Here is a 25,946-nt window from a genome sequence, read left to right on the forward strand (position 1 = left end):
GGGTCCTTAAGCCCGTTGCCAGTGGCCACGAGGACGACTCCATGTGGACGAAGAGACCCTCCTCCTCGGCCAGGAGGGATAGGGCCCGACGCATGGTCCCGTCGTCGACCGCCGCCGTCCGACCCCGCCCGGAGCGTTCGAACCAGCGAAGGACGCGGCTCCCGCGGGGCGGGAAGGGACACCGGGCGAAGAGGAGTTTGCCCCAGGGGCTTCGAACCTCTTCGGATGACAAAGGGGGAGTCCAAGGTGGCTTCGGGACGAGGGACGAGCGGGGGCAAGGGTCAGGCCAAGGGCGGGTGGCTGGGTCAGGTCGCTCCCGAGCCGAACCCCCATCAGGTGAGCTTTGAGTTCGCCCCCGGGAGGACCCCGGCGGGGCCGGCCTCGGACGAAGTGGCGGTGGCCATCGAGCCGGAGCTCCCCGGACAGACCGCCCTGCCCTGGGGGGCGCCGGCGGGGCCGCCCGCTTTCCCTCGGGGCCCGGCCAGGGCCTCATTCCCCGGGTCCGTGGTCGGCACGGCTTTCCCGGCCCCCGCGCCCCACCCGCCCAATCCCTACGACTCGGTCGGCGACCTGTCCGCGCTGGCGGGGCTGGCGGCGGACTGCCGGAAATGCGGACTGCGCCCCGATTGCCGGGGGGTCGTCTTCGGCGAGGGCCACCCCAGGGCCCGGGTGCTGGTGGTCGGCGAAGGCCCCGGGGCGGTCGAGGACGAACTCGGCCGGCCATTCGTCGGGCCGGCCGGCAAACTGCTGGACAAGATCCTGACCTCGGTCGGCTTCACCCGCGAGGAAGTCTACATAACCAATGTCGTCAAGTGCCGTCCACCGGGGAACCGGGTCCCTTTGCCGGATGAGCGGGCCGCCTGCCGACCCTGGCTCGAGGCCCAGATTCGGCTGATCGCCCCGAAGTTCCTCGTCTGCCTGGGGGCTTCGGCGGCCCAGTCGCTGATCGACCCGGACGCTCGGATCACCAAGATCCGCGGGGTCTGGTTCGAACGGCTGGGCCTGAGAGTCATGCCCACCTATCATCCCGCCGCCCTGCTCCGCGACGAGACCAAGAAGCGGCCGGTGTGGGAGGACTTCAAGGCCCTGCGCGCCGAGCACGATCGGGTGCTGGGGGCGGAGGGACCGTCCGGCGGCGCGACGGAGGAGGTCTAGTACCCCGCCGTCTTGTCGACCATGTTCAAGAGCGGCAGGCCTGTCTTGTACCGTTCGAGGTTCTCCACGAAGGCCGCCACCACCCGAGCCAGCTGACGCGGAGAGCTGTTCGAGGCGTGGGGCGAGACGATGACATTGGGGAGGTCCCAGAGCGGGCTGTCGGGTGGCAGGGGCTCGGTCTCGAAGACATCCAGGCCCGCCCCGGCCAGCCGCTTCTCTTTCAGGGCGGCGATGAGGGCGGCCTCATCGACGACCGGTCCCCGGCCGACGTTGTAGAAGTAGGCGCTCGGCTTCATCGCCCGGAACTGAGCCGCGCCGATCAGGTGGCGGGTTTCGGCGGTCAGGGGGATGGCCGCGACGACATGGTCGGAGACGGCGAACAACTCGTCCAGCCGCTCCACCGGCCAGACGTCGTCGAAGAGGTCAGGATCGGGCGCGGGTCGGGCGGACGCCGTAAGGCCCGCGACCGCCGCGCTGCCGGCAGCCCCGCCATGCTTTCTTACGGCCAGCAGTCTCAGGCCGAAGCAGTGGGCCCGCTTGGCGATCTCCCGGGCGACCCCGCCCGAGCCGACCAGGCCCAGCGTGCCGCCTCCCAACTCCCCGAGCCTCAACGGCTTCCATTCGTGGGCGGCCTGCTGCCTATAGATGGTCCTCAAGTCGCGCTCGAAGGCCAGGATCATGGCCATGACGTGCTCGGCCATGGGGACCGCGTGGGCCCCTCGGGAACAGGTCAGAATGGCCGGGCTGGCGCGCATCTCCGGGAACAGGACGGTGTCCGCGCCGGCCGAGAAGAGATGGATCCAGGATAGCCCGGTCCCCTTGGCGACGAGCTCGGGAGTGAGCGGACGGCCCCAGGTGACGAGGATCTCCGCCCGGCCGAGCTTGGCGGCGGCCTCATCGGCCGTCTCGGCGAAGTGGATCTCGGCCTCCGGGACCGCCTCGCGCACCCGATCCAGGTGACTTGGCTTGACCCCCAGGGCAAGGATCTGCATGACCGTGATTCCTCCGTTTCGGTGACGGTGATAACTCATATTCGGCCCCAGAAGGCACCCTCCCTGCCCGGCGCAGGGGGGTCCGGGCGCTTGGCGGGAGGAAGGCGCCCGGGAGCCAACGAATCTTAGGGCATAATACGCCGGGCATAATACGCCGAGGAAGACACCGGAAAGCGAGGGAGTATTGATGCTGACAACCTCGACCAGGGACAGAGATAATCTGTCCAACCTCGGCGAGCTGGAACTGATTGAGCGCATCAGAAGGCAGGTCACTTCGCGGTCGCCCCTGACGATGGGGGCGGGTGCAGCCGACAAACCGCAGGTCATCTTCGGCATTGGCGACGATGCCGCGGTCCTCAGAACGAGCCCGGGACGTTTTCTCCTGGCCACCTGCGACATGCTGTTCGAAGGGGTCCATTTCCTGCCCGGGGTCATCTCCCCTTACGACCTGGGGCGGAAGGCGATGGCCGTGAACCTCAGCGACATCGCCGCCATGGGCGGTTCGCCGCGCTTCGCCCTGGTGTCCATGGCCCTGGCCGCGGCTACCGACGTCGAGGCCGTGACCGGGCTGTACGACGGGCTCATCGATGAGGCCGCCGAGCACGGAGCGACCATCGTCGGCGGCGATATGATCCGCTCGCCTCAGGGGGCGGTCATCGACGTGACGGTCATCGGGGACGTCGACGAGGACAAGCTCATCACCAGGTCAGGCGCCCGACCGGGGGACGTCCTGCTGGTCACCGGGCCTCTCGGGGCGGCCGCCGCCGGCCTGGATGTCCTTCGCGACGGTGGGCTCCGGCAGGCCGTCGGTGACCAGGTGGCCGAGGAGGTCATCCGGGCCCAGCACCGACCGGTGCCGCGCTTTCGCGAGTCACGGCTCCTGGCCGACCTGCATGCCGTCCGGGCGATGATGGACATCAGCGACGGGCTGGCCCGCGACGTCGGGACGATGGCCCGCTCCAGCCATGCCGGGGCCCGGCTGTTCTGGGAAGGCCTGCCGGTGGCTCCCGCGGCCGCCACCGTCGCCCGCGCCCTCGGGCGCGACCCGATTCACTATGCCCTGGCCGGGGGCGAGGACTATGAGCTGCTCCTGGCGGTGGGCATCGACGACGTCGAACGGGTCGTCAAGACCCTGGCCGAGACCACCAACCGGGCGCCGATCCAGGTCGGGGAGGTCGTCGAACCGGAGAAGGGTCTGGTCGTGGCCATGCCGGATGGCACCGAACGAGCGCTTGACCCGGCCGGCTCCGATCACTTCATCCACTAATCCCCCTGAGGACAGGTTCAATGGAGATTCGAACGTCTTCCCCCGAGGCCACCGAGGGTTTTGGCCGGCGGCTTGGGGCGCTGCTCGAACCGGGTGACGTGGTCTGCCTGAGCGGTCCGCTCGGGGCGGGCAAGACCTGCCTGGCCCGGGGGATCCTGGCCGGGCTAGGGGTCAAGGGCCCCGTCCAGAGCCCGACCTTTGTCATCATTCACGAGCACGTGGGCCGCTGGCCGGCCTATCATATCGATGCCTACCGGCTGGAGTGCGGTGAGGACGTGGCCACCCTCGGCTTAGAGGAATACCTTTCCGGGGATGGCGTGGCCGTCGTCGAGTGGCCGGAGAACATCGCCGACCTGGTCCCGGAGGACGCTGTCTGGATCAGCCTCGCCCGGCTGCCCGGCGAAGGCCCGGACGAGCGGAAGCTGACCGTGACCGCCACCGGACGGCCGGGGCAAAGGCTCAAGGAGTTGACCGCCGGGTGATTGTTCTTGGTCTCGAGACGGCGACGGCCGTCTGCGGGGTGGCCCTCATCAGCCAGGACCGGATGCTGGCCGAGTTGTCCACGGCCGGCCGGCTGACCCACTCGCAGCGGCTCATGCCGCTGGTCGATCAAGCCCTCAACGAGGCCGGGGTTGCCCGCGCCGAGGTCGACGGGATTGCCGTCAGCGCCGGGCCGGGCTCCTTCACCGGGCTGAGGATCGGCCTGGCCACGGCCAAAGGCCTCGGCTACGCTTTGGAGCGGCCGGTCCTCACCGTGCCGACCCTGGATGCCTTGGCCTTCAATGTCTGGTCTTGGCCCGGGCTGATCTGCCCCCTCCTCGACGCCCGCAAGGGGCAGGTCTACGCGGCCCTCTACCGGGCCGGCGGGCCGGCCTCCGGGCAGCCCCTGCGACGACTCGGCGGATACTGGGCCGTCGACCTCGCACTACTCCTCGATCGGGTCAGCGCCTTCAACGAGCCGATCCTCTTTCTGGGCGACGCCCTGAGTCGTTATGGCGGGGTGGTCCAGGAGCGCCTCGGGGAGAAGGCTCGCTTCGCCCCCGTCGCCCGGCGTTTCCCGTCGGCCGGCAGCGTCGCCGAGATCGGGCTCCGTCTGCTCGCCTCAGGCCGGCGCCCCGATGCGGCAAAAGCCGTACCGATCTACATCCGCCCTTCGGAGGCCGAGGCCAAGGCCAAGGCCAAGGCCAAGGCAAACGCGGGGACCAAGGCGAACCCCGGGACCAAGGCGAACCCCGGGACTCGGTCCGCCGCAGCTAATGGGAGCAGGTGAACTCTTGGCCGACGAAATGGCGATCCTGCCGATGCGCCTGAACGACCTGGAGGACGTGATGGAGGTCGAGCGGGCCTCTTTTTCCAGCCCCTGGTCGAGACAGGCCTTCGTCCGCGAGCTGACCGACAACGTGTACGCCCATTACATCGTGGCCCGGGTCAGCGCCCGGGTGATGGGTTATGCCGGGATGTGGCTGGTCATGGGCGAGGCCCACGTGACCAACATCGCCATCCACCCCGACTTCCGCGGGCGGGGCTTCGGTGAACGGCTCCTCCGCCGCCTCATGGAGGAGGCCGTGACCGGCCACGCCAACCGGATGACCCTCGAGGTGCGCAAGACTAACCAGGTGGCCCGACGGCTCTATGACAAGCTGGGCTTTTCGGCCCAGGGCCTCCGCAAGCGTTACTACACGGATACCAATGAAGACGCCATCATCATGTGGAACGACGACATCCGGAAGACCCTGGGACTCGGCGGCGAGGACGAGGAGACAGGCTCGGCCGATGAACAGGGGACCGGAGGGACCGACCGGGCGGCCCGGGAGGGCGGCCGTGGGAATCGCTGAAGGCGGCCTGATCCTGGCCATCGAAAGCTCCTGCGACGAGACGGCGGCGGCGGTCATCCAGGATGGGACGATCATCCGCGCCAACGTCGTCGCCTCGCAGGTCGACCTGCACCGGCGGTTCGGCGGCGTGGTCCCGGAGATCGCCTCTCGGCGCCACCTCGAGTTGTCCATACCGGTCGTTCAGGCGGCCCTCGAACAGGCCGGGGTGGTCCCCGCCGACCTCGCCGCCGTCGCCGTGACCAGCGGGCCCGGACTGGTCGGGGCCCTTCTGGTCGGCCTCTCTTTAGCCAAGGGGCTGGCCTTCGGCTGGCAAAAGCCGGTGGTCGGGGTGAACCACCTCGAAGGCCACATCTACGCCAACTTTCTGGCCATCGATGAGGGCGGCCGGCCCATCGGCGATGGCCGGCCGCCCGGGTTTCCCTTCCTTTGCCTGGTCGTCTCCGGCGGCCACAGCGACCTCATCTACGTCTCCGGGCACGGCGAGCGGAGGGTCCTCGGCCGGACCAGAGACGACGCGGCCGGAGAGGCCTTCGACAAGGTGGCCCGGGCCATCGGACTAGGCTACCCCGGGGGCCCCCTTCTGGATGCGCTGGCCCGTGAGGGCCACGGCGACCCGCGGGCGATCGACCTCCCCCGGGCTTATCTGGAGCCGGGGAGTCTGGACTTCAGCTTCTCCGGCCTGAAGACGGCCGTCGTCAATTACCTCGAGCGGGCCGGCCTGAGCCAGACCGCGGTCAATCGAGCCGACCTGGCGGCCAGCTTCGAGCAGGCCGTGGCCGACGTCCTGGTGGACAAGACTGTCGCCGCCGCGAGGCTGGTCGGGACGACCCGGATCGTCCTCGCCGGAGGGGTGGCCGCCAACTCCGCCCTGCGGCGGACGATGGAGGAACGGTCGGCCGCCGAGGGCTTGTCAGTCCGCTTCCCGCCGCTCTCCTTGTGCACGGATAATGCGGCGATGATCGGCGCCGCCGGATACTTCCGCATGGTCGGCGGGTTCCGCTCGGGCCTCGACCTGAACGCCGACCCCAACTTGGCCCTGGAGTGAGCGGCCGAGACCCGGCGAGCCGCGCCGAGCCTCAGGATGCAGCTTTTCCTTCCAAATGTCGAACCAAGTCGAAGGGTTGACTCACAAACGCCATGCCGGTCTTGTGGGCGGCGTGGATAAAAACAGCAAGGCCAGCTAAACGCGATTCATGCCTGTGGATAAGACTGTGGATTGTGTGGATTATGTCCACGACGGGCCTGAGAGAACGGCTTATGTCACGGTTTTTCTAATTAGGACCGCCGCTTTTCGACCATTGACGTACCGGGGCGACCTCAGCCCCGGCCATTGAGAAAACCAGGCTCCACCGGGAGGGCCCGCCGATGGGTGTGCAGATCATCCTGTGGTTGCAGCACTTCTCAAGCCCAGTAATAGACTCGGCCTTTCGGGCCATCAGCGACCTCGGGAGTGAGGCCTTCTATCTGGCCGCGGTGCCCATCGTCTTCTGGTCGCTGAACAAACGCCTCGGCATCGGTCTGACCTACGTCTTCCTATTCTCCTCGTGGGCCAACGCCGGACTGAAAGGCTTCTTCACCACCGCCCGGCCGGCCGTACCGGTCCGCAACCTGTACCCCGAGTCGGCCGCCGGCTACGCCTTTCCCAGCGGCCACGCCCAGGGCAGCGCGGCCTTCTGGGGCTTCCTGGCCACCCAATCGAGGAGCCGCCTCTTCTCGCTGCTGGCCGGGCTGATCATCGTCCTCGTCGGACTATCCCGGGTCTACCTCGGGGTCCATTGGCCGGCCGACGTCATCGGCGGCACCGCCCTCGGCCTCGGCCTGAGCTTCGTCTACGCCTGGCTATCTGGTGTGACCCGCGGCCGGCGGGCGCCCTTCGCCGTCCGGCTGGTGATGGGGATCTTGGTCCCCTTGGTCATGCTTTTCGTCTACCGCGGTCCAGACGGGCCCAAGATCGCCGGCTTCCTCCTCGGGATGGCCGTCGGCTGGGCTTTTGAGGAGCGCTTCGTCGGCTTCCGCCCGGAGGGCCCGTTCTGGGCTCAGGTCTTCAAGGTGGCTGTCGGTCTTGGTCTATTGCTCGGCCTGAGGGTCGGACTGAAGCTGGTCGTGGGCGAGGGCCTCTGGCCCGACCTCGGGCGGTATTCCTTCCTCGGGCTGTGGGGCGCCTTCATCTGGCCGCTCATCTTCGTCCGCCTCGGCTTGGCCCAAGCTGGCCCGGCCCACGGTGGCCCGGCCCGCGCGGGCGTGACCCACCCCGGCTCGCCGTCGTCGCCGCAAGGTCCGCGGCCCAGATGATCGGGGTCTCCGCCGGCCCCATGGCCGTCAAGGCGGCGGCCGAGTGGGGTGCCCGCCGCTACGGGGTCCTCCCGATAACCTCGGTCTGCGACATGAGCTGCCTGTTCTGCAGCAACCGCCAGAACCCGTCCGGGGTGACCACCTTTCAGCTCGGCCCGAGGACCGCCGAGGAGGTCAGGGAGACCCTGGGATGGATGGAGGACCCCGAGCGGATCGTCGTCGGCGAGTCCGTCACCCGGATCGACGAAGGTGAGCCATTCACCCATCCTCAGTTGCTCGACCTGCTCAGCTTGGCCCGGGAAGGCTACCCGCGGGCCGTGCTCCAGGTGACCACCAACGGTTCTCGGTTGACCCGCGAGGCGGTCCGGGGTCTGGCCGCCCTGTCCCCGGTCGAGGTCATCGTCTCCCTCAACAGCGCGGTCGAGGCCAACCGGCGCCGCCTGATGGGTGACGGCAAGCCACAGCGGGCACTGTCCGCCATCGACTTCCTGGCCGAGGCGGGCCTGCCGTTCCAGGGCAGCCTGGTCGCCCTGCCCCACCTGGTGGGCTGGGACGACCCGGCCCGGACCGTGTCCTTCCTCGACGAGCGTGGGGCCTCCCTGATCCGGATCTTCCTGCCGGGCTACACCAAGCTTGCCCCGACCGAACTTCGCTTTCCCCTGAGCCTTTGGGACGATCTCGCCCGCCTCGTCGACGACTTGGCCGGGGTGTCCACGGCGCCGCTGGTCCTCGAACCGCCCCGCCTGACCGACCTTGCCGCCCGTGTCGAAGGGGTGGCCAAGGACGGCCCGGCGGCCAAGGCCGGGATCCGCCGAGGCGACGTCATCCGGTCGGTCGATGGTGACGAGGTCATCAGCCGCTTTGACGCCCACGTGGCGGCCACCGAGGCCGGCCCGGCGCGACTCGTCGTCGACCGGCCGGGGGCCGGCGAGCTCTCAATCCAACTGGTCAAGGAACCCGACGAGCGGCCCGGCTTCGTCGTTCACTACGACCTTGACCCGGCCCGCCTCCATCACGCCGCCGAGCTGCTGCATAACGGCCCGCGGCCGGCCACCGTCCTCACGTCGACCCTGGCCGGGGACGTCGTTCGGCTGGGCCTCGTGCGGGTCCTCGAACCGGAGGCCCTCCAGGGGGTGGCCGTGGAGGTCGTGGAGAACGCCTTCTTCGGCGGCTCGATCATGACCGCCGGCCTGACCGTCGTCTCCGACTACCTGCGGGTCCTCGGGCGAATCAAGGTCACCGCGCCGGCCCCGCGCCTGATCCTCGTCCCGTGGGAACCATGGGATCAGGACCACACCGATCTAACCGGCCGCTCGCTCCGGGAACTCAAGGTCTTCTCCGGAGCCGAGGTCGAACTGGTTTGAAGCCGGCGCCCGCCGCCCATTGAAGGGCGCCCCCGGGCGTGCTATAATGCGATAATACCGAGCGGGGAGGAACCACCAACCATGCCTGGCCAGAGAAAGAGACCCGAAGACCAAGACACCCGCTTCGCCTTGGAAGGACTGACCTTTGATGACGTCCTCCTCGTCCCCGGCGAGTCGAGGGTCCTGCCGCGGGACGTCGACGTCTCCACCCGCCTGACCAGGAAGCTCAGGCTGAACATCCCCCTCCTGTCTTCAGGGATGGACACGGTGACCGAGGCCAGGATGGCCATCGCCATCGCCCGTGAGGGCGGGCTCGGAGTCATCCACAAGAACATGCCCATCGATCGGCAGGCCTCCGAGGTGGACAAGGTCAAGCGCTCGGAGCATGGGGTGATCACCGACCCCATCTTCCTTTCTCCACAGGACACCGTCGATCAGGCCCTGGCGATCATGTCCCGTTACCACATCTCGGGCGTGCCCGTGGTCGAGGGGGGCCGGCTGGTCGGCATCCTGACCAACCGGGACATCCGCTTCATCGAGGATACCCACCAGGCCATCGGCCGGGTGATGACCAGGGACCACCTGGTCACGGCGCCGGTCGGGACGACCCTCGACGAGGCCAAGCGGATCCTGGCCAAGCACAAGATCGAGAAGCTGCCCCTGGTCGACAAGGACTTCGCCCTCAAGGGCCTGATCACGATCAAGGACATCGAGAAGGCCCGCAAGTATCCGAACTCGGCCAAGGACGCCCGGGGCCGGCTCCTGGCCGGCGCGGCGGTCAGCGTCAGCGAGGAGGCCCTGGACCGGACGGACCGGCTGATCGAGGCCGGCGTCGACGTGATCGTCCTGGACAGTGCCCACGGGCATTCCCGCAACGTCATTGATCTCCTCAAGAAGCTGAGGAAGCGCCACCCCGACCTGGAGCTGGTGGCCGGCAACGTGGCCACTGGAGAAGGGGCCCGCGACCTCGCCGAGGCCGGGGCCAGCGCCGTCAAGGTCGGGGTCGGGCCCGGCTCGATCTGCACGACCCGGGTCGTGGCCGGGATCGGCGTCCCGCAGATCACGGCGATCTTCGAGGGCTACAAGGCGATCGGGCGGAGCGACGTGCCGATCATCGCCGATGGCGGGATCAAGTATTCCGGCGACATCACCAAGGCCATCGCCGCCGGCGCCGACTCGGTCATGATCGGCAGCCTCTTCGCCGGGACCGAGGAGAGTCCCGGGGAGATGGAGATCTACCAAGGACGCAGCTTCAAAGTATATCGTGGGATGGGCTCGGTGGGGGCGATGCGGGCCGGGTCGGCCGACCGCTACTTCCAGGAGAGCGACATGAAGCTCGTCCCGGAGGGCATCGAAGGCCGCGTGCCCTACCGCGGACCGCTCTCGGAGACCGTCTTTCAGATGGTCGGCGGGCTCCGCTCGGGGATGGGCTACTGCGGGGCCAAGAGCATTGAGGACCTGAAGACCAAGACGCACTTCATCCGGATCACCTCGGCCGGCCTGCGGGAGAGCCACCCGCACGATGTCAACATCACCAAGGAGGCCCCAAACTACTCCATCCGCGAATAGCCCGGGGGCGGCCTATCGCCCCGGGAGTCTCATCCGTCCGCGATTCCTCAGTCCTTGCCTGGAGGCCCCGGTCATGCCGACCGGGGCCTCCGCGTTCCCGACCCGCAGCCTGCCGGCGGCCGCCGGCGAACCGCACTACCGGATGGTCGCGTGGGCACACTAGGCGAGTCGGTAGTGACCCCCGGGGGGAGTGATCGGGTGCGCGGTCCGCGCGGATCGGTCGTCGAGGCCGGCCGACGTCAGGCGATGCGGGTGGTCTGGTTTCTGGTCCTGGCCGGACTGCTCTACTTCATCTATCGGCGCCCGGCCGTGGCCATTCCCGGCCCGGCCGCCCGCCTCCTGACGGCCACCCACGCCCTCCCAAGCTACGCCCTGATGTCCATGGCTCGGATGCTCGCCGCCTACCTGCTGGCCCTGGGGTTTTCGCTCCTCTATGGCTACGTCGCCTGGGCCAGTCCGGCCGTCGGCCGCTTCCTGATGCCCCTCCTCGACGTCCTCCAGTCCGTCCCGGTCCTGGGTTTCTTCCCGGCGGCGGTGTTCTTCTTCGTTGGCTTTTTCCACGGCGGACGGCTGGGGTTGGAACTCGCCGCCGTCTTTCTCATCTTCACCAGCCAGGCCTGGAACATCACCTTCGGGGTCTACGAGGCCCTGACAACCATCCCCCAGGACCTCCAGGAGGCCGCCAGGGCCTTCGGATTGGGACCGGGCCTGCGTTTCTCCAGGCTGCTCTTCCCGGCGATGGTCCCCAAGCTGGTCTATAACAGCATGCTTTCCTGGGCCGGGGGCTGGTACTTCCTGATCGCCTGCGAGATCATCGCCCTCGGCCCGATCAACTACACCCTGCCCGGGCTGGGCAGCTACCTGATTAACACGGCCCAGGCCGGCCGGCTCGACCTGACCATGATCGGGTTGGCGGTCCTGGTCGCCCTGATCATCCTCCTGGACCTGCTCCTCTGGAGGCCACTGGGCGTCTGGGCGGCCCGCTTCAAGTACGAGTACTTGGCCGGCGGGTCGGCCCCGACCTCCCGCCTCCTGACGATGTGGCGAAAATGGCCGGTGGCGCGCCTGACGACGGTGGCCGGCTCGGCGGTCTGGTCCCTGACCAGGCGGGTGTACCGGGCCATCGTCGGACCCCCGGGAAAGGCGGCCGCCCGGGCCCGCCGGGCGGCCGAGGCGCGGTGGCCCGGCCTGGCCGAGCGCTTCATCGGTCTGGCCGGCCGGGCGGTGGGCTGGGCCGTCACCACCGGGATCCTGTATCTCGTCGCCCGGTCGGTCGTCTCCCTGGCCCGGCTGATGCTCCAGCCGCTGCCCCCAGAGGCCCGCCTGATCCCGGCCGGCTTGGGGGCCTCGTTCCTTCGCCTAGCCGCGGCCTACCTCATCTCCCTGGCCTGGACCCTGCCGGCGGCGTATTACGTCGCCTCGAGCGACCGGGCCTACGGGTTCCTGATGCCGGTCTTCGAGGTCCTGGCGTCGGTCCCGGCCACGGCCCTCTTCCCGGTGATCGTCTTCGTCATCGCCCGGCGGGCCGGCGGGATGAACCTGGCCGCCGTCCTCCTGGCCCTCACCGGGATGCAGTGGTATCTCCTGTTCAACCTGATCTCCGGGGTCCGATCGCTGCCCGCCGACCTGAAGGAGGCCGCCCAGGCATACGGCCTCAAGGGTCGCCTGTACCTGATCCGGGTCGTCCTGCCGGCGGTCTTCCCGTCGCTGGTCACCGGGAGCATCACCGCCTGGGGCGGCGGCTGGAACGCCCTGATCATCGCCGAGTATGTGGTCTACGGCGGTCAGACCTTCACCGCCTTCGGCATCGGCTCTCTGCTTGACCAGGCCACCTATCAGAGCGGTAACCTGCAACAGATCTGGTTGGCCTTGATGTCCATGGTCCTCCTCATCGTGGCCACCAACCGCCTCTTCTGGCGACCCCTTTACAACCTGGCCGCACGCCGGTTCAAGATCGACTACTGAGCGGGTGATCCTCCTGGCCCTCCTGGAACTTCGGGACGTCTCCAAGGTCTATAGCGACGAGGGCCGTTCCATCACCGTCCTGGACGGGGTCTCGTTCTCCGTGGCCGAGGAAGAGTTCGTCTGTCTCGTCGGTCCATCGGGCTGCGGCAAGAGCACCCTCCTGCGGATGGTCGCCGGGCTGGATCAGGTGACCTCGGGCCGGATCCTCTACGACGGGCGTCCGGTCACCGGGGTCGACCCGCACATCGCCGTGGTCTTCCAATCCTTCGCCCTCTTCCCGTGGCTGACCGTGAGCCAGAACGTCGAGCTGGGCCTGGAGGCCCGGAGGGTGGAGCCGGCCGTCCGGCGGCGGCTGACCGACAAGTACATCGACCAGGTTGGGTTGGACGGCTTCGAAGAGGCCTATCCCCGCGAGCTGTCCGGGGGGATGAAGCAGCGGGTCGGGATCGCCCGGGCGCTGGCCGTCGAGCCTCGACTGCTGTGCATGGATGAGCCGTTCTCGGCCCTCGACGCCCTGACCGCTCAGAACCTCCGCGAAGAGGTCCTCAGCCTGTGGGCCGATCCGGCCCTCAAGGTCAGTTCGATCATCATGGTCACCCACGGCATCGAGGAGGCTGTCTTCATGGCCGACCGGATTGTCACCTTTTCGGCCCGCCCCGGACGGGTCATCGAGATCCTCCCCGTGCCCCTGTCGCGCCCGCGCAACCGTAAGGACGAGACCTTTCAGCGGCTGACCGACCAGGTCTATTCGCTCATCGTCTGATTCGCCGCCATCAATGGTCCGGCGATTCTCTGGAGGGAAAGCCCCTTGGAACTCATCTTGCTGCCCGACGTCAGCCTGTCCGAGGTCATGGGCTTCTGCGAACTGCTCGAGGACGCCGGCGGCCAGGAGGACGTCTACCGGATCTCCGAGTCGCTGAACCTCGAGCTCGACGACATCCTCCCGGTCATCGAGGCGGGCGAGCTCCTGGGTTTGATCCAGGCCGGGCGCGGGGACGTCGTCCTGACCGGGCTGGGCCGCTCGTTCCTGCACGCCGATGTCAACCGCCGCAAAACGATGCTGGCCGGGCAGTTGGCGCCGCTCGGGGTGTTCCGGACCGTCCTCGCGACCCTTCGCCAACGGCGCCACAATCACGCCCCGAAACGCCTGTTCTTTGACCTCTTCGCCGAGCATCTCCCGGATGAGGAGGCCGAACGCCTCCTGAAGACGGTTATCGACTGGGGGCGCTACGCCGAGCTCATCGGCTTCAGCCCGGAGACCGAAGAGATCTATCTCGATAAGGGGTGAGATCACTTGACCCACTCGCCATTCATCACCCGAAGCAGGTTGCGAACCACCAGGCGGTCGTCGAAGGGTCGTTCCCAGCCGTGAAAGACCTGCTTGGTCTCGTTGCCCTTGCCGGCGATGACGACCATGTCACCCGAACCGGCCTGCCGGAGGGCCTCCCGGATGGCCTCATAGCGGTCGATGATCACCGTGTACTTGTCCTCCAACCCGGAGTCGATGCCTCGTTCGATCTCCCGGACGATCTGCTCCGGGTCCTCAGAATAGACGTTGTCGAGGGTGATGATGGCATAGTCCGCCAGCCGGGCGGCGACGTCGCCCATATAGGGGCGCTTGGTCCGGTCCTTGTCGCCCTCGCAGCCGAAGACGACGATGGTCCGCCCGTGCGGTTGTTCCCTTGCCGCCTGCAGGACCTTCTCGAGGGCATCGGGGTTGTGGGCGAAGTCGACGATGACCGTGAAGGGCTGGCCGCAATCAATGATCTCAAAGCGGCCGGGGACGCAGGTCAGGGTCTCGATGCCCCGCTTGATCGTCTCCAGGTCGATCCCGTCGACCAGGCCGACGGCGGCCATGGCCAAGCAGTTGTAGAGGTTATAACGGCCTGGAAGGTGCGAGTCGACGGCGATCCCGCCGATGGGCGTGCAGATCACGTAGGAACTGCCGAACAGCCGGGGCCGGATGTGCCTGGCGGTGACGTCGGCCGGACGGTCGAGGCCGAAGGTCACGATCTGGGCCCGAGTGACCCCGGCCAGGCGACCCGACGAGGGGTCGTCGACGTTGAGGACGGCCGTCTGCGGTCCGAGTTTGCGGGCCTTGACTCCGAGATCCTCGAAAAGCTTGGTCTTGGCCGCCAGGTACCGATCGAAGTTGCCGTGGAAATCGAAGTGATCACGGGTGACATTAGTGAAGACGGCGATGTCAAACTCGCATCCGACCACCCGGGCAAGCTCAAGGGCGTGGGATGATACCTCCATGGCCACGTGGGTGACCCCGCTGTCGACCATCTCGCGCAGCAGGTGTTGAAGGTCGATCGAGTCCGGGGTGGTCCGCTGGGCCGGGATGACTTGCCCATCGATATGATTATGGATTGTTCCGATGAGGCCGGTGTTCATCCCGGCCGCCCGGTAGAGCGACTCGATCAGGAAGGTCGTGGTCGTCTTGCCGTTGGTGCCGGTCACCCCGACCACCCTGAGCCGGTCGGTGGGGTGACCGAAGAAGGCGGTGGCCATCCGGGCCAGGGCGTCCCGGGAGTCGTAGACCTCGAGCCGAGGGATGGCCGTCCCGTCCGGAAATTGCTTTTCTTCCCCGAGCTCAAAGGCCAGCCGAAGGGCCATCTCCTCGGGGGACCCCGGCGCCGGCCGCTGGACGGCGACGGCTCTCGCCCCGCGGCTGATGGCCTCCCCGATGTAGGAGTGCCCATCCTTCTTGTAGCCGTGGATGCAGACGAAGAGGTCTCCGGGGGCCACCCGACGGGAGTCGTTGGTGATGCCGCTGACCTCGATGTCCGTGTCGCCGAATACCCGCCAATCATCGCGGTCCAAGGCTTGGCAAAGCTGTCCCAGTCTCATCCCGGCAATGCCCCCTGGGGAGACGAATCATCTTTCGGCCCATTATTATGCCCACCAGCGGCCCGAACACGGGGTGGATAGGGTCCGGATAAAGGCCCATTGCCTGGGCGAAACTCACGGGTGATGGGCCGCCTAGTGCCTATCTTATGAACGAAGGAGCGGGGCCGTCACCGGCCCCGCTTACGTCATTGTTTCTGGTGATGTATTTTTCCCGCGCGGCCGAGTCGCCGCCTCACCCCTTGGCGCTGATGTTCACCCCGTCCAGGAGAATCCAGGGCAGCGTTCCGTCGAAGGTCCGCTTGGTTTCCCGGGAGAGGCCGGAAAGCTGGCTGTGCATGGCCTCAAAAGCGTTGGCCGAGAACATGCAGTCCTTGATCCGGCCGGTGATCCTGCCGTTCTCGATCTTGAAGCCGAGCACGACATTGCCGTTGACCTCGCCGGCCAGGAGGTTGCCGGCCCAGGCGCCCATCAGCTGGTCGATGAGAATCCCGTCGCGGATCCCCTTGATCATCGAAGCCAGGCTGGCCTGGCCGGGGGGAAGGACCAGTTGAGAGGTGGCCGGGGCGGGGGCCGACTCGAGCCCGTGACGCCAGCCGTTGCCGGTTGACTCCCGTCCGAGCGCCTTGGCCGTCCGTAGGTCCAGGTAGAAGGAGGCCAACTGGCCACGGTCGATGAGGGTCGTCTTCCGGGTCGGGACGCCCTCGTCATCGAACCAGGCGGAGGCGGGCGAGCGGGCCAGGGTTGGGTCATCGTGGAGGGTGAAGGCCGGGCTGAAGAGGGCCTGGCCGAGCTTGTCCCGCCACGGAGAGATACCTCGCTCGACGGCCTTTCCGTCGAGGCAGGAGATGAAAGGACGGAGGAGGTCGCCGGCCGCGTTCGGAGTCAGGATGGCCGGATAGCGTCCGGTCTTGATGGGGATGTTGACCCGCCCCAGGCGCAGGTCCTCGATAACCTTCTGATACAGGCGCGGGACGTCGACGGAGAGGTCGGTCGATCCATCCCCGTCATAGACGTCAAGCATGTTCTCCCCCTCGACCAGGTGGCCGAGGACGAAGACCTCGTACTCGGTCCGGCGATAGCGGCCGGAGAAGCCGCTCGTGGTGAGCACTCCGGACTCGTGGACCGACCGGGTCAGGCCGACCGTCGTCAGGACCTGGGGGTCATAGGTCGTGACCGCCTCGATGATCTGTCGGCCGGTGTCCACCAGGTCTTCGACCGGCAGGGAGGCGACCTTCTCGTCATCGATCTCGACCTTGTTCGGGGTGGCCCGGGGGGCGAATTCGAAGGAAGCCGGAGCCCCGTAGGTGCTGGCGGACAGGGCATTGTCGACGAGGGTGTCCCAGTCGCCCTCCTTGGTGGTCGTCGAGAAGCCGATCCGTCCGTCCTTGATGAGGCGGAGGGCCACGCCGAAGGTGGCGTTGGTCTGGATCTCCTTGAGTTTGTTGTTCTCGTAAGTCACCGGGGTCCCGGCGGCCCGCCGCCAGAAGACCTCGGCTGCGTCGCCCACCTTCTGCGCCTTGCTCAGGAGCTCCTCGAGGTTGGCCGGCATGGTCAATCCCTCCCCCCGATGACGACCTTCTGAATCCGCATGTGCGGCGACCACTCGCTGGTCGGGAGGGGGGCCTGGGCCCCCTTGCCGCAACCGCCGCCGGACTCGTGAGCTTCGAAGTCCGAGCCGACCAGGTCAATGTGGCCCAGGGTGGTAAAGACGTTGCCGGTCAGGGTGACGTCGCGGACCAGTTCGCCCAGGCGGCCGTCCCGGATCATGTAGGCCTCGCCGGCCGAGAAGGTGAACATCTCACCGTTGGTCTGCCCGCCGTAGGCCCTGACCGCGTAGACGCCGAGCTTGATCCCTCTGAGCATGTCTTCGAAGGTCGACTCACCCCGTTCGATGCAGGTGTTCCGCATCCGGCAGATGGGGGGGAAGCGGTAGTCGATGGCCCGAGCGTTTCCGGTCGGCCGCTCGCCCAGCTTGCCGGCTGTCTCCCGGGAGTGTAGGCGGCCGACCAGGACGCCCTCCTTGATCAGGTAGGTCTTTTCGGTCGGGATCCCTTCGTCGTCGTACTTCAAGTAGCCGCGGGCTCCTTCGTCGAGGCCGGTGTCGTAGATGTTCAGGAACTCCCCGCCGAACCGCTTGCCCAGGGCCATCACCCGTTGAAGGTTCTTGTCTTCGTAGACGTTGTCACCTTCGGAGAGGTGTCCGAAGGCTTCATGGGCGAAGATCCCGGTGAGGATGGGATCGGTGATCACCGTGTACTCGCCGCCCTTGATCGATTGGGCCTTGAGGAGGGCCACCGCGGTGGTTGCCGCCCGATGGATCCTCCCCTCCAGGCCGAGGACCACGTCGAAACCACTTGAGCCGCCGAAGCCGACGCTGGAAACCTGGGTCAAGTCTCCGTCCACGGCCATCGCCGTAACACTACCGCCAGTGTCGCTCTTCTCTTGTTCGATATAAGTCCCCTCGGAGCTGGCGAAGTAGATTTGACTGTACTTGTCCTGGTAGATGACGGACGAGCTCTTGACCGGCGGGCCGAAATCCAGGACGGCCCGGTTGTAATCGCCGAGGACGGCCATCTTCTTCTCCAGGGAGACCTTCCGCGGGTCGGCTCCCGGCTTCAGCTCGACCCGATCCTCGATGACCGGGGCCGGGGCCAGGTGGCTACGCTCCCCACGGGCTCGGCCGATCAGGCCGGCCTGGCGGATGGCCATGGTCACCTTGGACTCGAGGTCCTCGACCCGGTTGAAGGAGACGAAGCCCCAGCCACCGTCCACGAGGGCCCGGATGTTACCACCGTAGACCACGGACTGGCCGACGTTGTCCAGGGTGGGGCCGCGGAACTGGACCTTCGTGACGTGACTCTCCTCGAAGCGGACTTCGAGGTAGTCGGCGTCCTGGTGGCGGACGGCCCCGGTCAGAAATGACTTCAAGATCGCACCCCCTCATCGGCCGGTCGAGCATCCCGCTTCCTGTCGTTGGCCTCGTCTGGCCGCGTCCGGCGAATCTTCGGCGGTCCAGGCCCCATTTCCTGCAAGACACAGGGGCGCACGCGAAGTGCGCCCCTGCCCTGTCCCACCTTCATGAATCTCCAGCCAAGCCGTGCGGCCTGGGCCTCAGGACTTCTTGGTCCCCCCGGAAACCCCGCCCGTGCCGGCGCCTGTCGCCGTCCTGGTGGTGGTCCCGGTCTTGCCGGTCCCGGTCCCGCCGGTGGCGCCGCCCTCGTTGTGGACGGTCGACTCGAGCTTCTGGACCTTCTGTCGGCTCGGGCGTTGGGCGTCGAGGCCGATCTCGTTGGCCACCTCGAACTGGAATCGGTTCAAGTCGAAGCGATCAAAGCCGCCGAGGTTCTGGTTCGCCCCGAGGTTGCCCTGAGCGGTGTTGGACCCGACCGAAGCCTGGGTGAGGTTGCCCGAGGTGGTTATGTTCTCAAAACCGCGCGCCCGCGAATACTTCTTCCCAGCCATATGGTCACCTCCTCGGGTTTATGCTGCCCATCGCGGTGTCCATCATAGCTGGGATTTTTCGTCGAGAAAGGCTTGGCCCACAAGCCCCCGAAACCGGCCGCGCAAGGTCCGCGGACGCGGCGTGATTCGCTGTCACAAAGCTGGTCAACTTCTTATGTAATAGACCCCGTAGCCGCCGGCCGGGTAGTTGAAGTGGATGTTGCCGCGAGGGCACAGGTACAGGCAGGCCCCGCACTCCAGGCAACGCTGGTAGTGGATGGTGATCAGCCGTCCCATCTGGGCCAGGGCCTTCGAACGCACCTCGTCGGCGCTTGCCGGCCCGCCGCGCCACTCGAAGACCCCCGCCGGGCAAACGGTGAGGCAGGGACGGGCGCACTCGGCGTCGCCGCAGAGGGCCGGATCCTTCAGCCAGAGGCTGGGCTCGGGCGGAGGGTTGAACGAGTCCCGGGTGGTCTTGGCCGCCGGGGTCGTGCAGAGGTCTTCGCCCATCAGTACTCCACCCAGGCGGCCTGGAGGGCGTCACGAAGGACCTTGCCGAGTGGCTCGACCCGTCGGATTGTTCGCAGGATCCGCCGCCGGCGCTGGCGGCTGGTGTCCGGGTAGACCATCGACATCTCGTGGCCGAAGGCGTTTACCAGGTTCGAGTAGGTCTCGACGAGGTCGGGATGGGCCCCGTAGTAATCGGGAACCCAGCGATTGTAGCGTAGATCCTTCCAGACATAGGTCTGCCGGAAGAGTTCCGGGTAACGGCGGAGGGTCTTGGCCGAGAAGTCCCCTTTCTGCTTGGCCTCGATGATGGCCCGGGCGGCGGCCCTGGCCGAGACCATCGCCGGCCCCAGGCCCTGGGTCCCGTTGGCCAGGTTGGCGGCGTCCCCGACGATCACCGCTCCGTCGTGAGCCAGCTTCGGGACCCCGTCGTAGCCGGCCTCGGGAATCAGGTGGGCCGAGTACTCGATGGTCTTCCCACCGTCGAGGAGCGGCTTGAGGGCCGGATGGGCCTTGCCGCGCTCGAGGAACTCGTTGGGGTTTAGGTCGGCCTTCATGATCCCCTCGAGGTGGGCTCCGAAGTTGATCCCCACCGAGTCCTGGTTGGTGTAGAGCGAACCGGTCCCGTTGACCCCGGCGGTGCAATAGCCGTACATGGCCAGGATGGCCCCCTGGTTCGGGCCCAGTCCGAAGCGGTGCTCGATCTCCTCGGCCGACAGGGCCAGGGTCTCCTTGGCGTACAGGGATACCAGGTCTGGTTTCGACAGCTGAACGTAGCCTGCCCGCCGGCTGACGATGGGGTTGACCCCCTCGGCGATGACCACCACGTCGGCCAGGAGCTCCCGAGTCGCCTGCCCGTCTGCTCCGACTGGGTGGTCGACGCGGACCCCGACCGCCCGCTCGCCGTCCTTGAGGACCTCGTCGACGCGGTAGCCGGCCAGCAGCGTCGCCCCGGCGGCGACGGCCTTGTCGGACATCCAGAGGTCGAGACGGGCCTTGACCGCACACAGCCGGTTGAGAGGCGGACGGGTGAAGGATGCGCCGTTGACCCCGAAGGTGACCACCGAATCGGCGGCCATCACCCAGAACTCCTGGCGGGTGGCGATCCGCTCATAGGGGTGCTCGGCCAGGAGATCCGGGACCAGATCCGGGAGGACCTCCTGGAAAACCTGGACCGGCACGGCGGCCCCGCCGATGTTCTTCGAGCCGGGGACCGGCCCGCGTTCTATGAGCAAGACGTCCAGGCCCTCCCTGGCCAAGAGGTAAGCGGCCGTGTTGCCGGCCGGCCCAGCCCCGACGACGATGACGTCGTGACGGTTTGAGATGGCGGTCAGATCGGGCTCTCCCTGGGGCTCGGCCGGCTCACCCCGCGGTTCGGCCGACCCCTCGGCGCGGACGGTCTCCAGGAGACGGGGAACGATCGATGCCGCGGCCATCCTCATTCCGGCCTTGGCCGCCCGCAAGAGGCCGGCCCCGAGGACCCTCCGCCATGCCCGGACTCTCGCTTTTTTTCCCCTACCACGTCGCTTTGTTTGAACCATTTCCGCCTCCGCCGTTCATCGGCGGGTTTATTATCCGCGCCGCCGGGCGAAATCATCAGGCCGGGCGTTGCTGTTGTCCGGTGTGATGTCCGACGGAATACTCCCCAAACCCAGGGTAACACTAGCTTTTGTAGCTACTGGGGGTGCGGGTCGTGCGTTATCTGTGGATCCTCGGGGCGGCCGTCGTCGCCTCCTACACGGCGATGTATGGCGTCGAGACCTGGAAGCAGGGCAACCATTCAGGGGCGGTCGGGGTGATCATCGTCGCCGTCCTGGCCGTCGTCGTGCCGGCGGCGGTTCTCTTGCTGAGGTAGGCTTTGCTTGGGGGCGGTCGGTCACGTTCAGCATCCGAAACATCTGGGCAAGGATATCGGGCCGCTCCAGGATCGGGGATAAGCTCTTTTCTCTAGGGGACCGCCCAATTCCTGGCCGGGGGGAACCGGGCAGCAAAGGGAAAGGCAAGGGCAAGGGCGGCGGGAAAGGCCGGGGCGGAGACCAGTCGGGGGCAGCCAAGCAGGAAAAGCCGAGCCCGCCCATCCCGACCGAACCCATCTCGCCGACCGAGCGGTTCGCCCCGGACGGCCCGAAGACGCCCATGGTCAAGGCCTACGACGCCAACCTGGCCTGGGCCATGCAGGTCTTCCACAAGCAGGACAACAGCGACGTCGTCATCCGCGAGCTGGAGATCGGGACCGAGCCGCCGGTCCGGGCCTTCATCCTCTACTTCGACGGGCTGGTGGTCAAGAACGCCGTCTGGGAGGGCGTCCTCCAGCCGTTGATGCTCCTGTCCGAGATCGATGACATCCGCCGCCGCGGTAACCTCCTCGATTCCGTGGCTAAGCGCCTGGTGCCCTCGGACAAGTATGAGACGGTGACCGACTACGAGGCCGTCATCGCCCACGTCCTGACCGGGGAGACGGCCCTCTTCGTCGATGGTGAGGCCGGAGCCCTGGCCCTGGAGACCAAGGGTTGGGAGCATCGAAGCGTCGAGCGGGCCCAGAGCGAGATGGTCGTCCGCGGGCCCATCGAGGGCTTCACCGAGGCCCTGCGTTCAAACACCGCCCTGGTCAGACGGTTGATCAAGTCGCCGGACCTGGTCGTCGAGGGATTGAAGATCGGCCGGTTGTCCCGCACCGACGTCGCCCTGATGTACATCAAGGGCCTGACCAACGACAAGCTGGTGACCGAGGTCCGCCGGCGGATCAAGGCCATCGACGTCGACTTCGCCCCCCAGAGCGGGATGCTCGAACAGTACATCGAGGACTTCCCCTTCGCCATCTTCCCCCAGGTGACTTCGACCGAGCGACCTGATCGCGTGGGCGCCTTCCTGTCCGAGGGCAACGTGGCCATCCTCGTCGGTGACGATCCCTGGGCGCTGATCGCCCCGATGACCTTCACCACCTTCCTCCACAGCTCCGAGGATTACTACCTGCGCTGGCCCTACGCCAACTTCCTCCGGATCCTCCGATTTGTGTCGATGCTCATCGCTCTCTTCGTCCCGGCCGCCTACATCGCCGTCACCAACTATCATCAGGAGATGATCCCGACAGACTTGCTGATGGCCATCGCCTCGTCGCGGCACGGCGTCCCCTTTCCGGTCCCGGTCGAGGTCATCCTGATGGAGCTGTCCTTCGAACTGATCCGCGAGGCCGGCGTCCGCATCCCCAACGTCATCGGCCCGACCATCGGGATTGTCGGCGCCCTCGTCCTCGGTCAGGCGGCGGTGGCCGCCAACATCGTCAGCCCCATCCTGGTCATCATCATCGCCGTCACCGGCCTGGCCACCTTCGCCATCCCCAACTTCTCCGCTTCTTTCGCCGTCCGGGTCCTGCGCTTCCCCTTTGAGATCGTGGCCGCCTTCCTGGGTTTCCCGGGGATGGCCGCCGGGATGCTCTTCATGGCCCTGCACCTGGCCTCCCTCCGCAGCTTTGGCGTACCTTACCTGTCACCAGTGGCCCCGCGCCGCACGCCCACGGCGGATGTGCTGCTGCGTGGCCAGCTTTGGACGATGTGGCACCGGCCGCCCTTCCTGCGGCAAAGTGACCAGATCCGCCAGGACCTGATTGTTCGGAAGTGGGCGCCAGCGTCTCAGCTGGCCAAGAAGATGATCGTGAAACGAAAGGGGGGGAAGTGATGAGTCCTCGGGGCCGGGGGCCATCGACCGCCGGCAAGGACCGCTCCCGGGCGGGGGGCCTGAAACAGGGGACCAAGGCCTTCCCCTCGATGTCCCCGGAGTGGGGGCACGTCGGGCAGGCCGAACTGGTGGCGGCGCTGACCATCCTCATCGGGGGCAAGATCTTCCTCAGCTACCCGGCCTCAATCACCGAGCGGGCCCTGAACTCAGGGTGGCTGGCGGCGACCATCGGGGCGGGCGTCGCCGCCCTGGGGACCTGGGTGCTCATCAGCCTGATGAACCGCTTCCCCGATTACTCCCTGGCTCGGGTCAGCACCGAACTGGCCGGGCGCTACCTGGGCACGCTGATGAATCTCCTCTTGAGCGTGTTCTTCCTGGTGGTGGCGGCGCTCATCCTCAGGGAGTCGGCCGAGACATTGATCATCGGTATCCTCCCGCTGACCCCTCTGTCGGTGCTCGTCATGACCATGTTGATCGTCGTTGCCTACGGCGCCTACCTGGGGATCGAGGCCGTCTCGCGGGTCTGTTTCCTCCTCGGTCCCTGGCTCCTGGCGGGCCTGATCATCATCTTCCTTGGCGTGGCCAGGTTCTATGATTTCAGCCGGCTGCTTCCGGTCCTCAGCCAACCGCCGCTGGAATTGACCGTCAACGGAGTGACCCGATCCTCGCTCTACGTCGAGGTCGTCGCCATCGCCTTCCTCTACCCGTCAATCCGGAACAAGAAAAAGATCTTCGGCAGCGCGATGACCTCCCTCGGTCTCTCCTGGGTCTTGATCGCCGGGACCCCGGCCCTGGTGGTGTCGGCCTTCGGGGTCATCGGCGCGGCCCGGACCTCCTTTCCCATGTACTACATGGCCCGCCTGATCGAGTTTGGCCGGTTCGTCCAGCGGGTCGAGGCCGTCTTTGTCTTCCTCTGGTTCTTCACCGCTGGGTTGAAGGTGACGGTCGCCTTCTACGTCGCCGCCGTCGCCGTGGGAGAGACCCTTCACCTGCCCAACTACCGCCCACTGGTCCCGGCGATGGCGATCCTCCTTTACACCGTGGCCTTCCTTCCCCCGAGCTACGTGGCGACGGCCGGCTTCGAGGCCAACGTCTTTCGGAACTTCGGGGGGTTGCTGGGCTTCGGAGCGCCCCTCATCCTCTGGGTGATCGCCCTGGCCACCGGTAAGAGGCAAGAGGGGGCCGGGCCGGCCGAGGGCAAGAACCGGGCGGGTGGCGGTCGGGGACGGGGAGCGAAGGCCGATGGTGGCTAGGGGGCGTTTTGGCCGACCGCCGGGGGGCCGGTCGGTTCGCCGGCCGGCCGTCCTGGCCCTAACTCTGATCCTGGCCCTGACCCTCAGCCTGGGTGGCTGCTGGGACCGCCGGGAGTTGGAGGATGTGGCCTTCGTCCTGGCGATCGGGATCGACAAGGGCGAGCACGCCCCGCGTCGATATACGCTGCAAATCGCCGTGCCGGCGCTGATCGCCCAGGGGCGCGGCGGGGGCGGAGGTGGCCCGGGAGTCATCACCGAGGTCATCGAGGGCCGCACCCTGACGGAAGCGGCCAACCTCCTCGCCACCATGCGGCACAAGCGAATCAGCTTCGAGCACGAGAAGATCATCATCTTCGGTAAAGAGTTGGCCCAGGACGGGATCCTCGTATTTGTCGGGGAGCTGGTCCGAGACCGGCAATTCCGGCGGACCAACTACCTTCTCGTGTCCACGGGGACGGCCGGCGACATCCTACAGGGCCTTCAGACCGAGAGGGATCCGGCCGGGGCCATCGCGGAGCTTGTCCGCCTGGCCAGCAACACGGGCTTGGCGCCGGCGACCACCGTTCACGAGTGGCTGATCGCCTACGAGACGGTTGGCGGTGAGCCGGTGGCTCCGATCATCGGACCGCCGCGGGACGTCGCCGAGTCCGGGTTGGAGATGGGGCAGAGCGGTGGCGGCGCGGCCGGCGGGGAGGGGGGGACGGGCCACGCTTCCGGGGGCGGCGCCGTGACGCCGCCGAAGCTTCAGGTGATGGGGACGGCCGTCTTCTACGGGGACCGCCTGGTCGACTTCCTTTCCGGCGAGCAGACCCAGGTCTATCTGTTGATGGTGGGCAAGATGAGCCGGTCGGTCTTTACCTTCCAGATGCAGGATCCCGAGGCCGTCGTGTCGATCGCCGTCAGGGGCGAACAACCCAAGATGAAGGCCGCCATGGAGGGGGATATGCCCTCCATCAGCGAGCGGATCGTCTTCGAAGGGGACATCACCAAATTCCTCTACCGCGGCCAGTTCCTGACCAAGGAGTCGGATCTGAAGAAGGTTACGGAACAGCTCGACCATCGCCTCAAGGGGATCGCCGACGACCTGGTCGCCCGGATGCAGGGCCTCGGGACGGACATCTTCGGCTTCGGGCACAGCTTCCGTTACCGGGCCAAGAGCTTCGATGAGTGGATCCGCACCAACTGGCCGGCGCAATTCGTCCGGGCCAAGGTCAACCTGGAAGTCCGGTCGTTCGTCCGTCGGACCGGGACGACCCTCAGCCCCCTCGAGGAACTGCCGATCTATCGCCATCCGGAGGGCGGCGGGGGCTCGAGCGGGCCCTGAGGGCGGCCGTCACCGAGGGCGACGAAACATGGTTCATCGACCGGCATGATTAGAAGGAGCGGGGGCGGCCCCGCTCCAATCACTTTTTGTCGGGCGACCCTCCGTCACGACCAACCACCGCCCCCCAGCCGATTTTCGGGCTCGCTCAGATGACCTTTTTTGAAGGAAAATGCTCATTGACCGCGGAATACAAAAGCGGTAACCTAAAATGTTAAAACCGCCGCAACTCACGCACTCCTCTATTTGCGCCCCTCGACACTGGGCCAAAACCACCGAGACTGCCACGGCCGGACTTTGTGCCCGGCCGTTGGTCGTGGATTGGCCACTTTTCGGAATTGTCCGGCAAAAGGTCGTCATTCACCTGCCACGTCCACACCCGCGTCCATGGAAAGTCGTTCCGAAAGGTGGTAAGCCGATGAAGCTAACGCTGAAGGATTTCACGCCGAATGGCGAT

Annotated in this window: 24 protein-coding genes; 16 read left to right on the top strand and 8 right to left on the bottom strand. The window is 67.0% G+C overall.

Features of this window, described 5'->3' with window-relative positions; translation table 11 throughout:
• The coding region (locus VGL40_11630; protein ID HEY3315912.1) for a hypothetical protein at positions 1–232 on the bottom strand (232 nt) is incomplete at its 3' end.
• A 14-nt stretch (positions 233–246) separates the two neighbouring features.
• Between VGL40_11630 and VGL40_11635 the strand changes: the two genes are divergently transcribed.
• Positions 247–1,155, top strand: a complete 909-nt coding sequence (locus tag VGL40_11635; protein ID HEY3315913.1) for a uracil-DNA glycosylase — start codon at positions 247–249, stop codon at positions 1,153–1,155.
• Here VGL40_11635 and VGL40_11640 read toward each other — a convergent pair.
• Complete coding sequence (locus VGL40_11640) at positions 1,152–2,147, bottom strand: D-2-hydroxyacid dehydrogenase (protein ID HEY3315914.1); 996 nt, start codon at positions 2,145–2,147, stop codon at positions 1,152–1,154. The two genes, VGL40_11635 and VGL40_11640, sit on opposite strands and share 4 nt — an antisense overlap.
• Positions 2,148–2,334: 187 nt before the next feature.
• Between VGL40_11640 and thiL the strand changes: the two genes are divergently transcribed.
• The 11 genes from thiL (at position 2,335) to VGL40_11695 (ending at position 13,727) form a co-directional block, all read left to right on the top strand.
• A complete protein-coding gene (gene thiL / locus VGL40_11645) occupies positions 2,335–3,414 on the top strand; it encodes a thiamine-phosphate kinase (GenBank protein HEY3315915.1) in 1,080 nt (359 codons plus the stop codon).
• A gap of 20 nt (positions 3,415–3,434) precedes the next feature.
• Entirely contained in the window at positions 3,435–3,896 is a 462-nt protein-coding gene (gene tsaE / locus VGL40_11650) for a tRNA (adenosine(37)-N6)-threonylcarbamoyltransferase complex ATPase subunit type 1 TsaE (protein HEY3315916.1), read from the top strand.
• A complete protein-coding gene (tsaB, locus tag VGL40_11655; protein ID HEY3315917.1) occupies positions 3,893–4,684 on the top strand; it encodes a tRNA (adenosine(37)-N6)-threonylcarbamoyltransferase complex dimerization subunit type 1 TsaB in 792 nt (263 codons plus the stop codon). Before tsaE ends, tsaB begins: the two co-directional genes overlap by 4 nt.
• Before the next feature lie 4 nt (positions 4,685–4,688).
• Positions 4,689–5,249, top strand: coding sequence for a ribosomal protein S18-alanine N-acetyltransferase (gene rimI / locus VGL40_11660; GenBank protein HEY3315918.1), 561 nt, complete (start codon positions 4,689–4,691; stop codon positions 5,247–5,249).
• A complete protein-coding gene (gene tsaD, locus VGL40_11665; GenBank protein ID HEY3315919.1) occupies positions 5,242–6,294 on the top strand; it encodes a tRNA (adenosine(37)-N6)-threonylcarbamoyltransferase complex transferase subunit TsaD in 1,053 nt (350 codons plus the stop codon). Before rimI ends, tsaD begins: the two co-directional genes overlap by 8 nt.
• A 320-nt stretch (positions 6,295–6,614) precedes the next feature.
• Positions 6,615–7,541 (top strand): phosphatase PAP2 family protein, encoded by a 927-nt coding sequence (locus tag VGL40_11670; protein ID HEY3315920.1) that lies wholly within the window; start codon positions 6,615–6,617, stop codon positions 7,539–7,541.
• Positions 7,538–8,905: a radical SAM protein gene (locus VGL40_11675; protein HEY3315921.1), complete on the top strand. Its 1,368-nt coding sequence runs from the start codon at positions 7,538–7,540 to the stop codon at positions 8,903–8,905. The genes VGL40_11670 and VGL40_11675 overlap by 4 nt, the downstream gene beginning before the upstream one ends.
• 81 nt (positions 8,906–8,986) lie before the next feature.
• A complete protein-coding gene (guaB, locus tag VGL40_11680) occupies positions 8,987–10,474 on the top strand; it encodes an IMP dehydrogenase (GenBank protein ID HEY3315922.1) in 1,488 nt (495 codons plus the stop codon).
• Positions 10,475–10,672: 198 nt separating this feature from the next.
• Positions 10,673–12,439, top strand: a complete 1,767-nt coding sequence (locus tag VGL40_11685; GenBank protein ID HEY3315923.1) for an ABC transporter permease subunit — start codon at positions 10,673–10,675, stop codon at positions 12,437–12,439.
• A gap of 4 nt (positions 12,440–12,443) precedes the next feature.
• On the top strand, positions 12,444–13,202 hold the full coding sequence (locus VGL40_11690) for an ABC transporter ATP-binding protein (GenBank protein ID HEY3315924.1): 759 nt from the start codon (positions 12,444–12,446) through the stop codon (positions 13,200–13,202).
• Between the two features lie 45 nt (positions 13,203–13,247).
• A complete protein-coding gene (locus VGL40_11695; protein HEY3315925.1) occupies positions 13,248–13,727 on the top strand; it encodes an AAA-associated domain-containing protein in 480 nt (159 codons plus the stop codon).
• 2 nt (positions 13,728–13,729) lie between these two features.
• On the opposite strand, the gene VGL40_11700 is transcribed toward VGL40_11695, so the two are convergent.
• From VGL40_11700 to VGL40_11725, 6 genes are all read right to left on the bottom strand, one after another.
• Complete coding sequence (locus VGL40_11700; GenBank protein HEY3315926.1) at positions 13,730–15,292, bottom strand: UDP-N-acetylmuramoyl-L-alanyl-D-glutamate--2,6-diaminopimelate ligase; 1,563 nt, start codon at positions 15,290–15,292, stop codon at positions 13,730–13,732.
• Between the two features lie 232 nt (positions 15,293–15,524).
• Complete coding sequence (locus VGL40_11705; protein HEY3315927.1) at positions 15,525–16,841, bottom strand: TldD/PmbA family protein; 1,317 nt, start codon at positions 16,839–16,841, stop codon at positions 15,525–15,527.
• Positions 16,842–16,843: 2 nt separating this feature from the next.
• Positions 16,844–18,220 carry a TldD/PmbA family protein gene (locus VGL40_11710; protein ID HEY3315928.1) on the bottom strand — a complete coding sequence of 459 codons (1,377 nt, stop codon included), beginning with the start codon at positions 18,218–18,220 and terminating at the stop codon, positions 16,844–16,846.
• Positions 18,221–18,403: 183 nt separating this feature from the next.
• A complete protein-coding gene (locus VGL40_11715; GenBank protein HEY3315929.1) occupies positions 18,404–18,754 on the bottom strand; it encodes a hypothetical protein in 351 nt (116 codons plus the stop codon).
• 144 nt (positions 18,755–18,898) lie between these two features.
• Positions 18,899–19,243 (bottom strand): 4Fe-4S dicluster domain-containing protein, encoded by a 345-nt coding sequence (locus VGL40_11720; GenBank protein ID HEY3315930.1) that lies wholly within the window; start codon positions 19,241–19,243, stop codon positions 18,899–18,901.
• The gene (locus VGL40_11725; GenBank protein ID HEY3315931.1) at positions 19,243–20,676 is read right to left on the bottom strand and encodes an FAD-dependent oxidoreductase; all 1,434 of its coding nucleotides are present in this window, start codon (positions 20,674–20,676) and stop codon (positions 19,243–19,245) included. The genes VGL40_11720 and VGL40_11725 overlap by 1 nt, the downstream gene beginning before the upstream one ends.
• Positions 20,677–20,933: 257 nt before the next feature.
• Between VGL40_11725 and VGL40_11730 the strand changes: the two genes are divergently transcribed.
• From VGL40_11730 to VGL40_11745, 4 genes are all read left to right on the top strand, one after another.
• Positions 20,934–21,095: a hypothetical protein gene (locus tag VGL40_11730; GenBank protein HEY3315932.1), complete on the top strand. Its 162-nt coding sequence runs from the start codon at positions 20,934–20,936 to the stop codon at positions 21,093–21,095.
• Positions 21,096–21,376: 281 nt separating this feature from the next.
• A complete protein-coding gene (locus VGL40_11735) occupies positions 21,377–22,915 on the top strand; it encodes a spore germination protein (GenBank protein HEY3315933.1) in 1,539 nt (512 codons plus the stop codon).
• Positions 22,915–24,168 carry an endospore germination permease gene (locus VGL40_11740; GenBank protein ID HEY3315934.1) on the top strand — a complete coding sequence of 418 codons (1,254 nt, stop codon included), beginning with the start codon at positions 22,915–22,917 and terminating at the stop codon, positions 24,166–24,168. The genes VGL40_11735 and VGL40_11740 overlap by 1 nt, the downstream gene beginning before the upstream one ends.
• Positions 24,158–25,492: a Ger(x)C family spore germination protein gene (locus VGL40_11745; protein ID HEY3315935.1), complete on the top strand. Its 1,335-nt coding sequence runs from the start codon at positions 24,158–24,160 to the stop codon at positions 25,490–25,492. The genes VGL40_11740 and VGL40_11745 overlap by 11 nt, the downstream gene beginning before the upstream one ends.
• The last annotated feature ends 454 nt before the right edge of the window (positions 25,493–25,946 follow it).

The sequence above is a fragment of the Bacillota bacterium genome, from assembly GCA_036504675.1.
GTDB lineage: Bacteria > Bacillota > Sulfobacillia > JAJYWN01 > JAJZPE01 > DASXUT01.

Coding starts and splice junctions, on each gene's coding strand:
- VGL40_11740 (HEY3315934.1), top strand. CDS start 22,915: ATGAGTCCTCGGGGCCGGGGGCCATCGACCGCCGGCAAGGACCGCTCC.
- VGL40_11745 (HEY3315935.1), top strand. CDS start 24,158: ATGGTGGCTAGGGGGCGTTTTGGCCGACCGCCGGGGGGCCGGTCGGTT.
- VGL40_11675 (HEY3315921.1), top strand. CDS start 7,538: ATGATCGGGGTCTCCGCCGGCCCCATGGCCGTCAAGGCGGCGGCCGAG.
- VGL40_11700 (HEY3315926.1), bottom strand. CDS start 15,292: ATGAGACTGGGACAGCTTTGCCAAGCCTTGGACCGCGATGATTGGCGG.
- thiL (HEY3315915.1), top strand. CDS start 2,335: ATGCTGACAACCTCGACCAGGGACAGAGATAATCTGTCCAACCTCGGC.
- guaB (HEY3315922.1), top strand. CDS start 8,987: ATGCCTGGCCAGAGAAAGAGACCCGAAGACCAAGACACCCGCTTCGCC.
- VGL40_11735 (HEY3315933.1), top strand. CDS start 21,377: ATGGTCAAGGCCTACGACGCCAACCTGGCCTGGGCCATGCAGGTCTTC.
- tsaE (HEY3315916.1), top strand. CDS start 3,435: ATGGAGATTCGAACGTCTTCCCCCGAGGCCACCGAGGGTTTTGGCCGG.
- VGL40_11725 (HEY3315931.1), bottom strand. CDS start 20,676: ATGGCCGCGGCATCGATCGTTCCCCGTCTCCTGGAGACCGTCCGCGCC.
- VGL40_11670 (HEY3315920.1), top strand. CDS start 6,615: ATGGGTGTGCAGATCATCCTGTGGTTGCAGCACTTCTCAAGCCCAGTA.
- VGL40_11720 (HEY3315930.1), bottom strand. CDS start 19,243: ATGGGCGAAGACCTCTGCACGACCCCGGCGGCCAAGACCACCCGGGAC.
- VGL40_11705 (HEY3315927.1), bottom strand. CDS start 16,841: ATGCCGGCCAACCTCGAGGAGCTCCTGAGCAAGGCGCAGAAGGTGGGC.
- VGL40_11640 (HEY3315914.1), bottom strand. CDS start 2,147: ATGCAGATCCTTGCCCTGGGGGTCAAGCCAAGTCACCTGGATCGGGTG.
- VGL40_11715 (HEY3315929.1), bottom strand. CDS start 18,754: ATGGCTGGGAAGAAGTATTCGCGGGCGCGCGGTTTTGAGAACATAACC.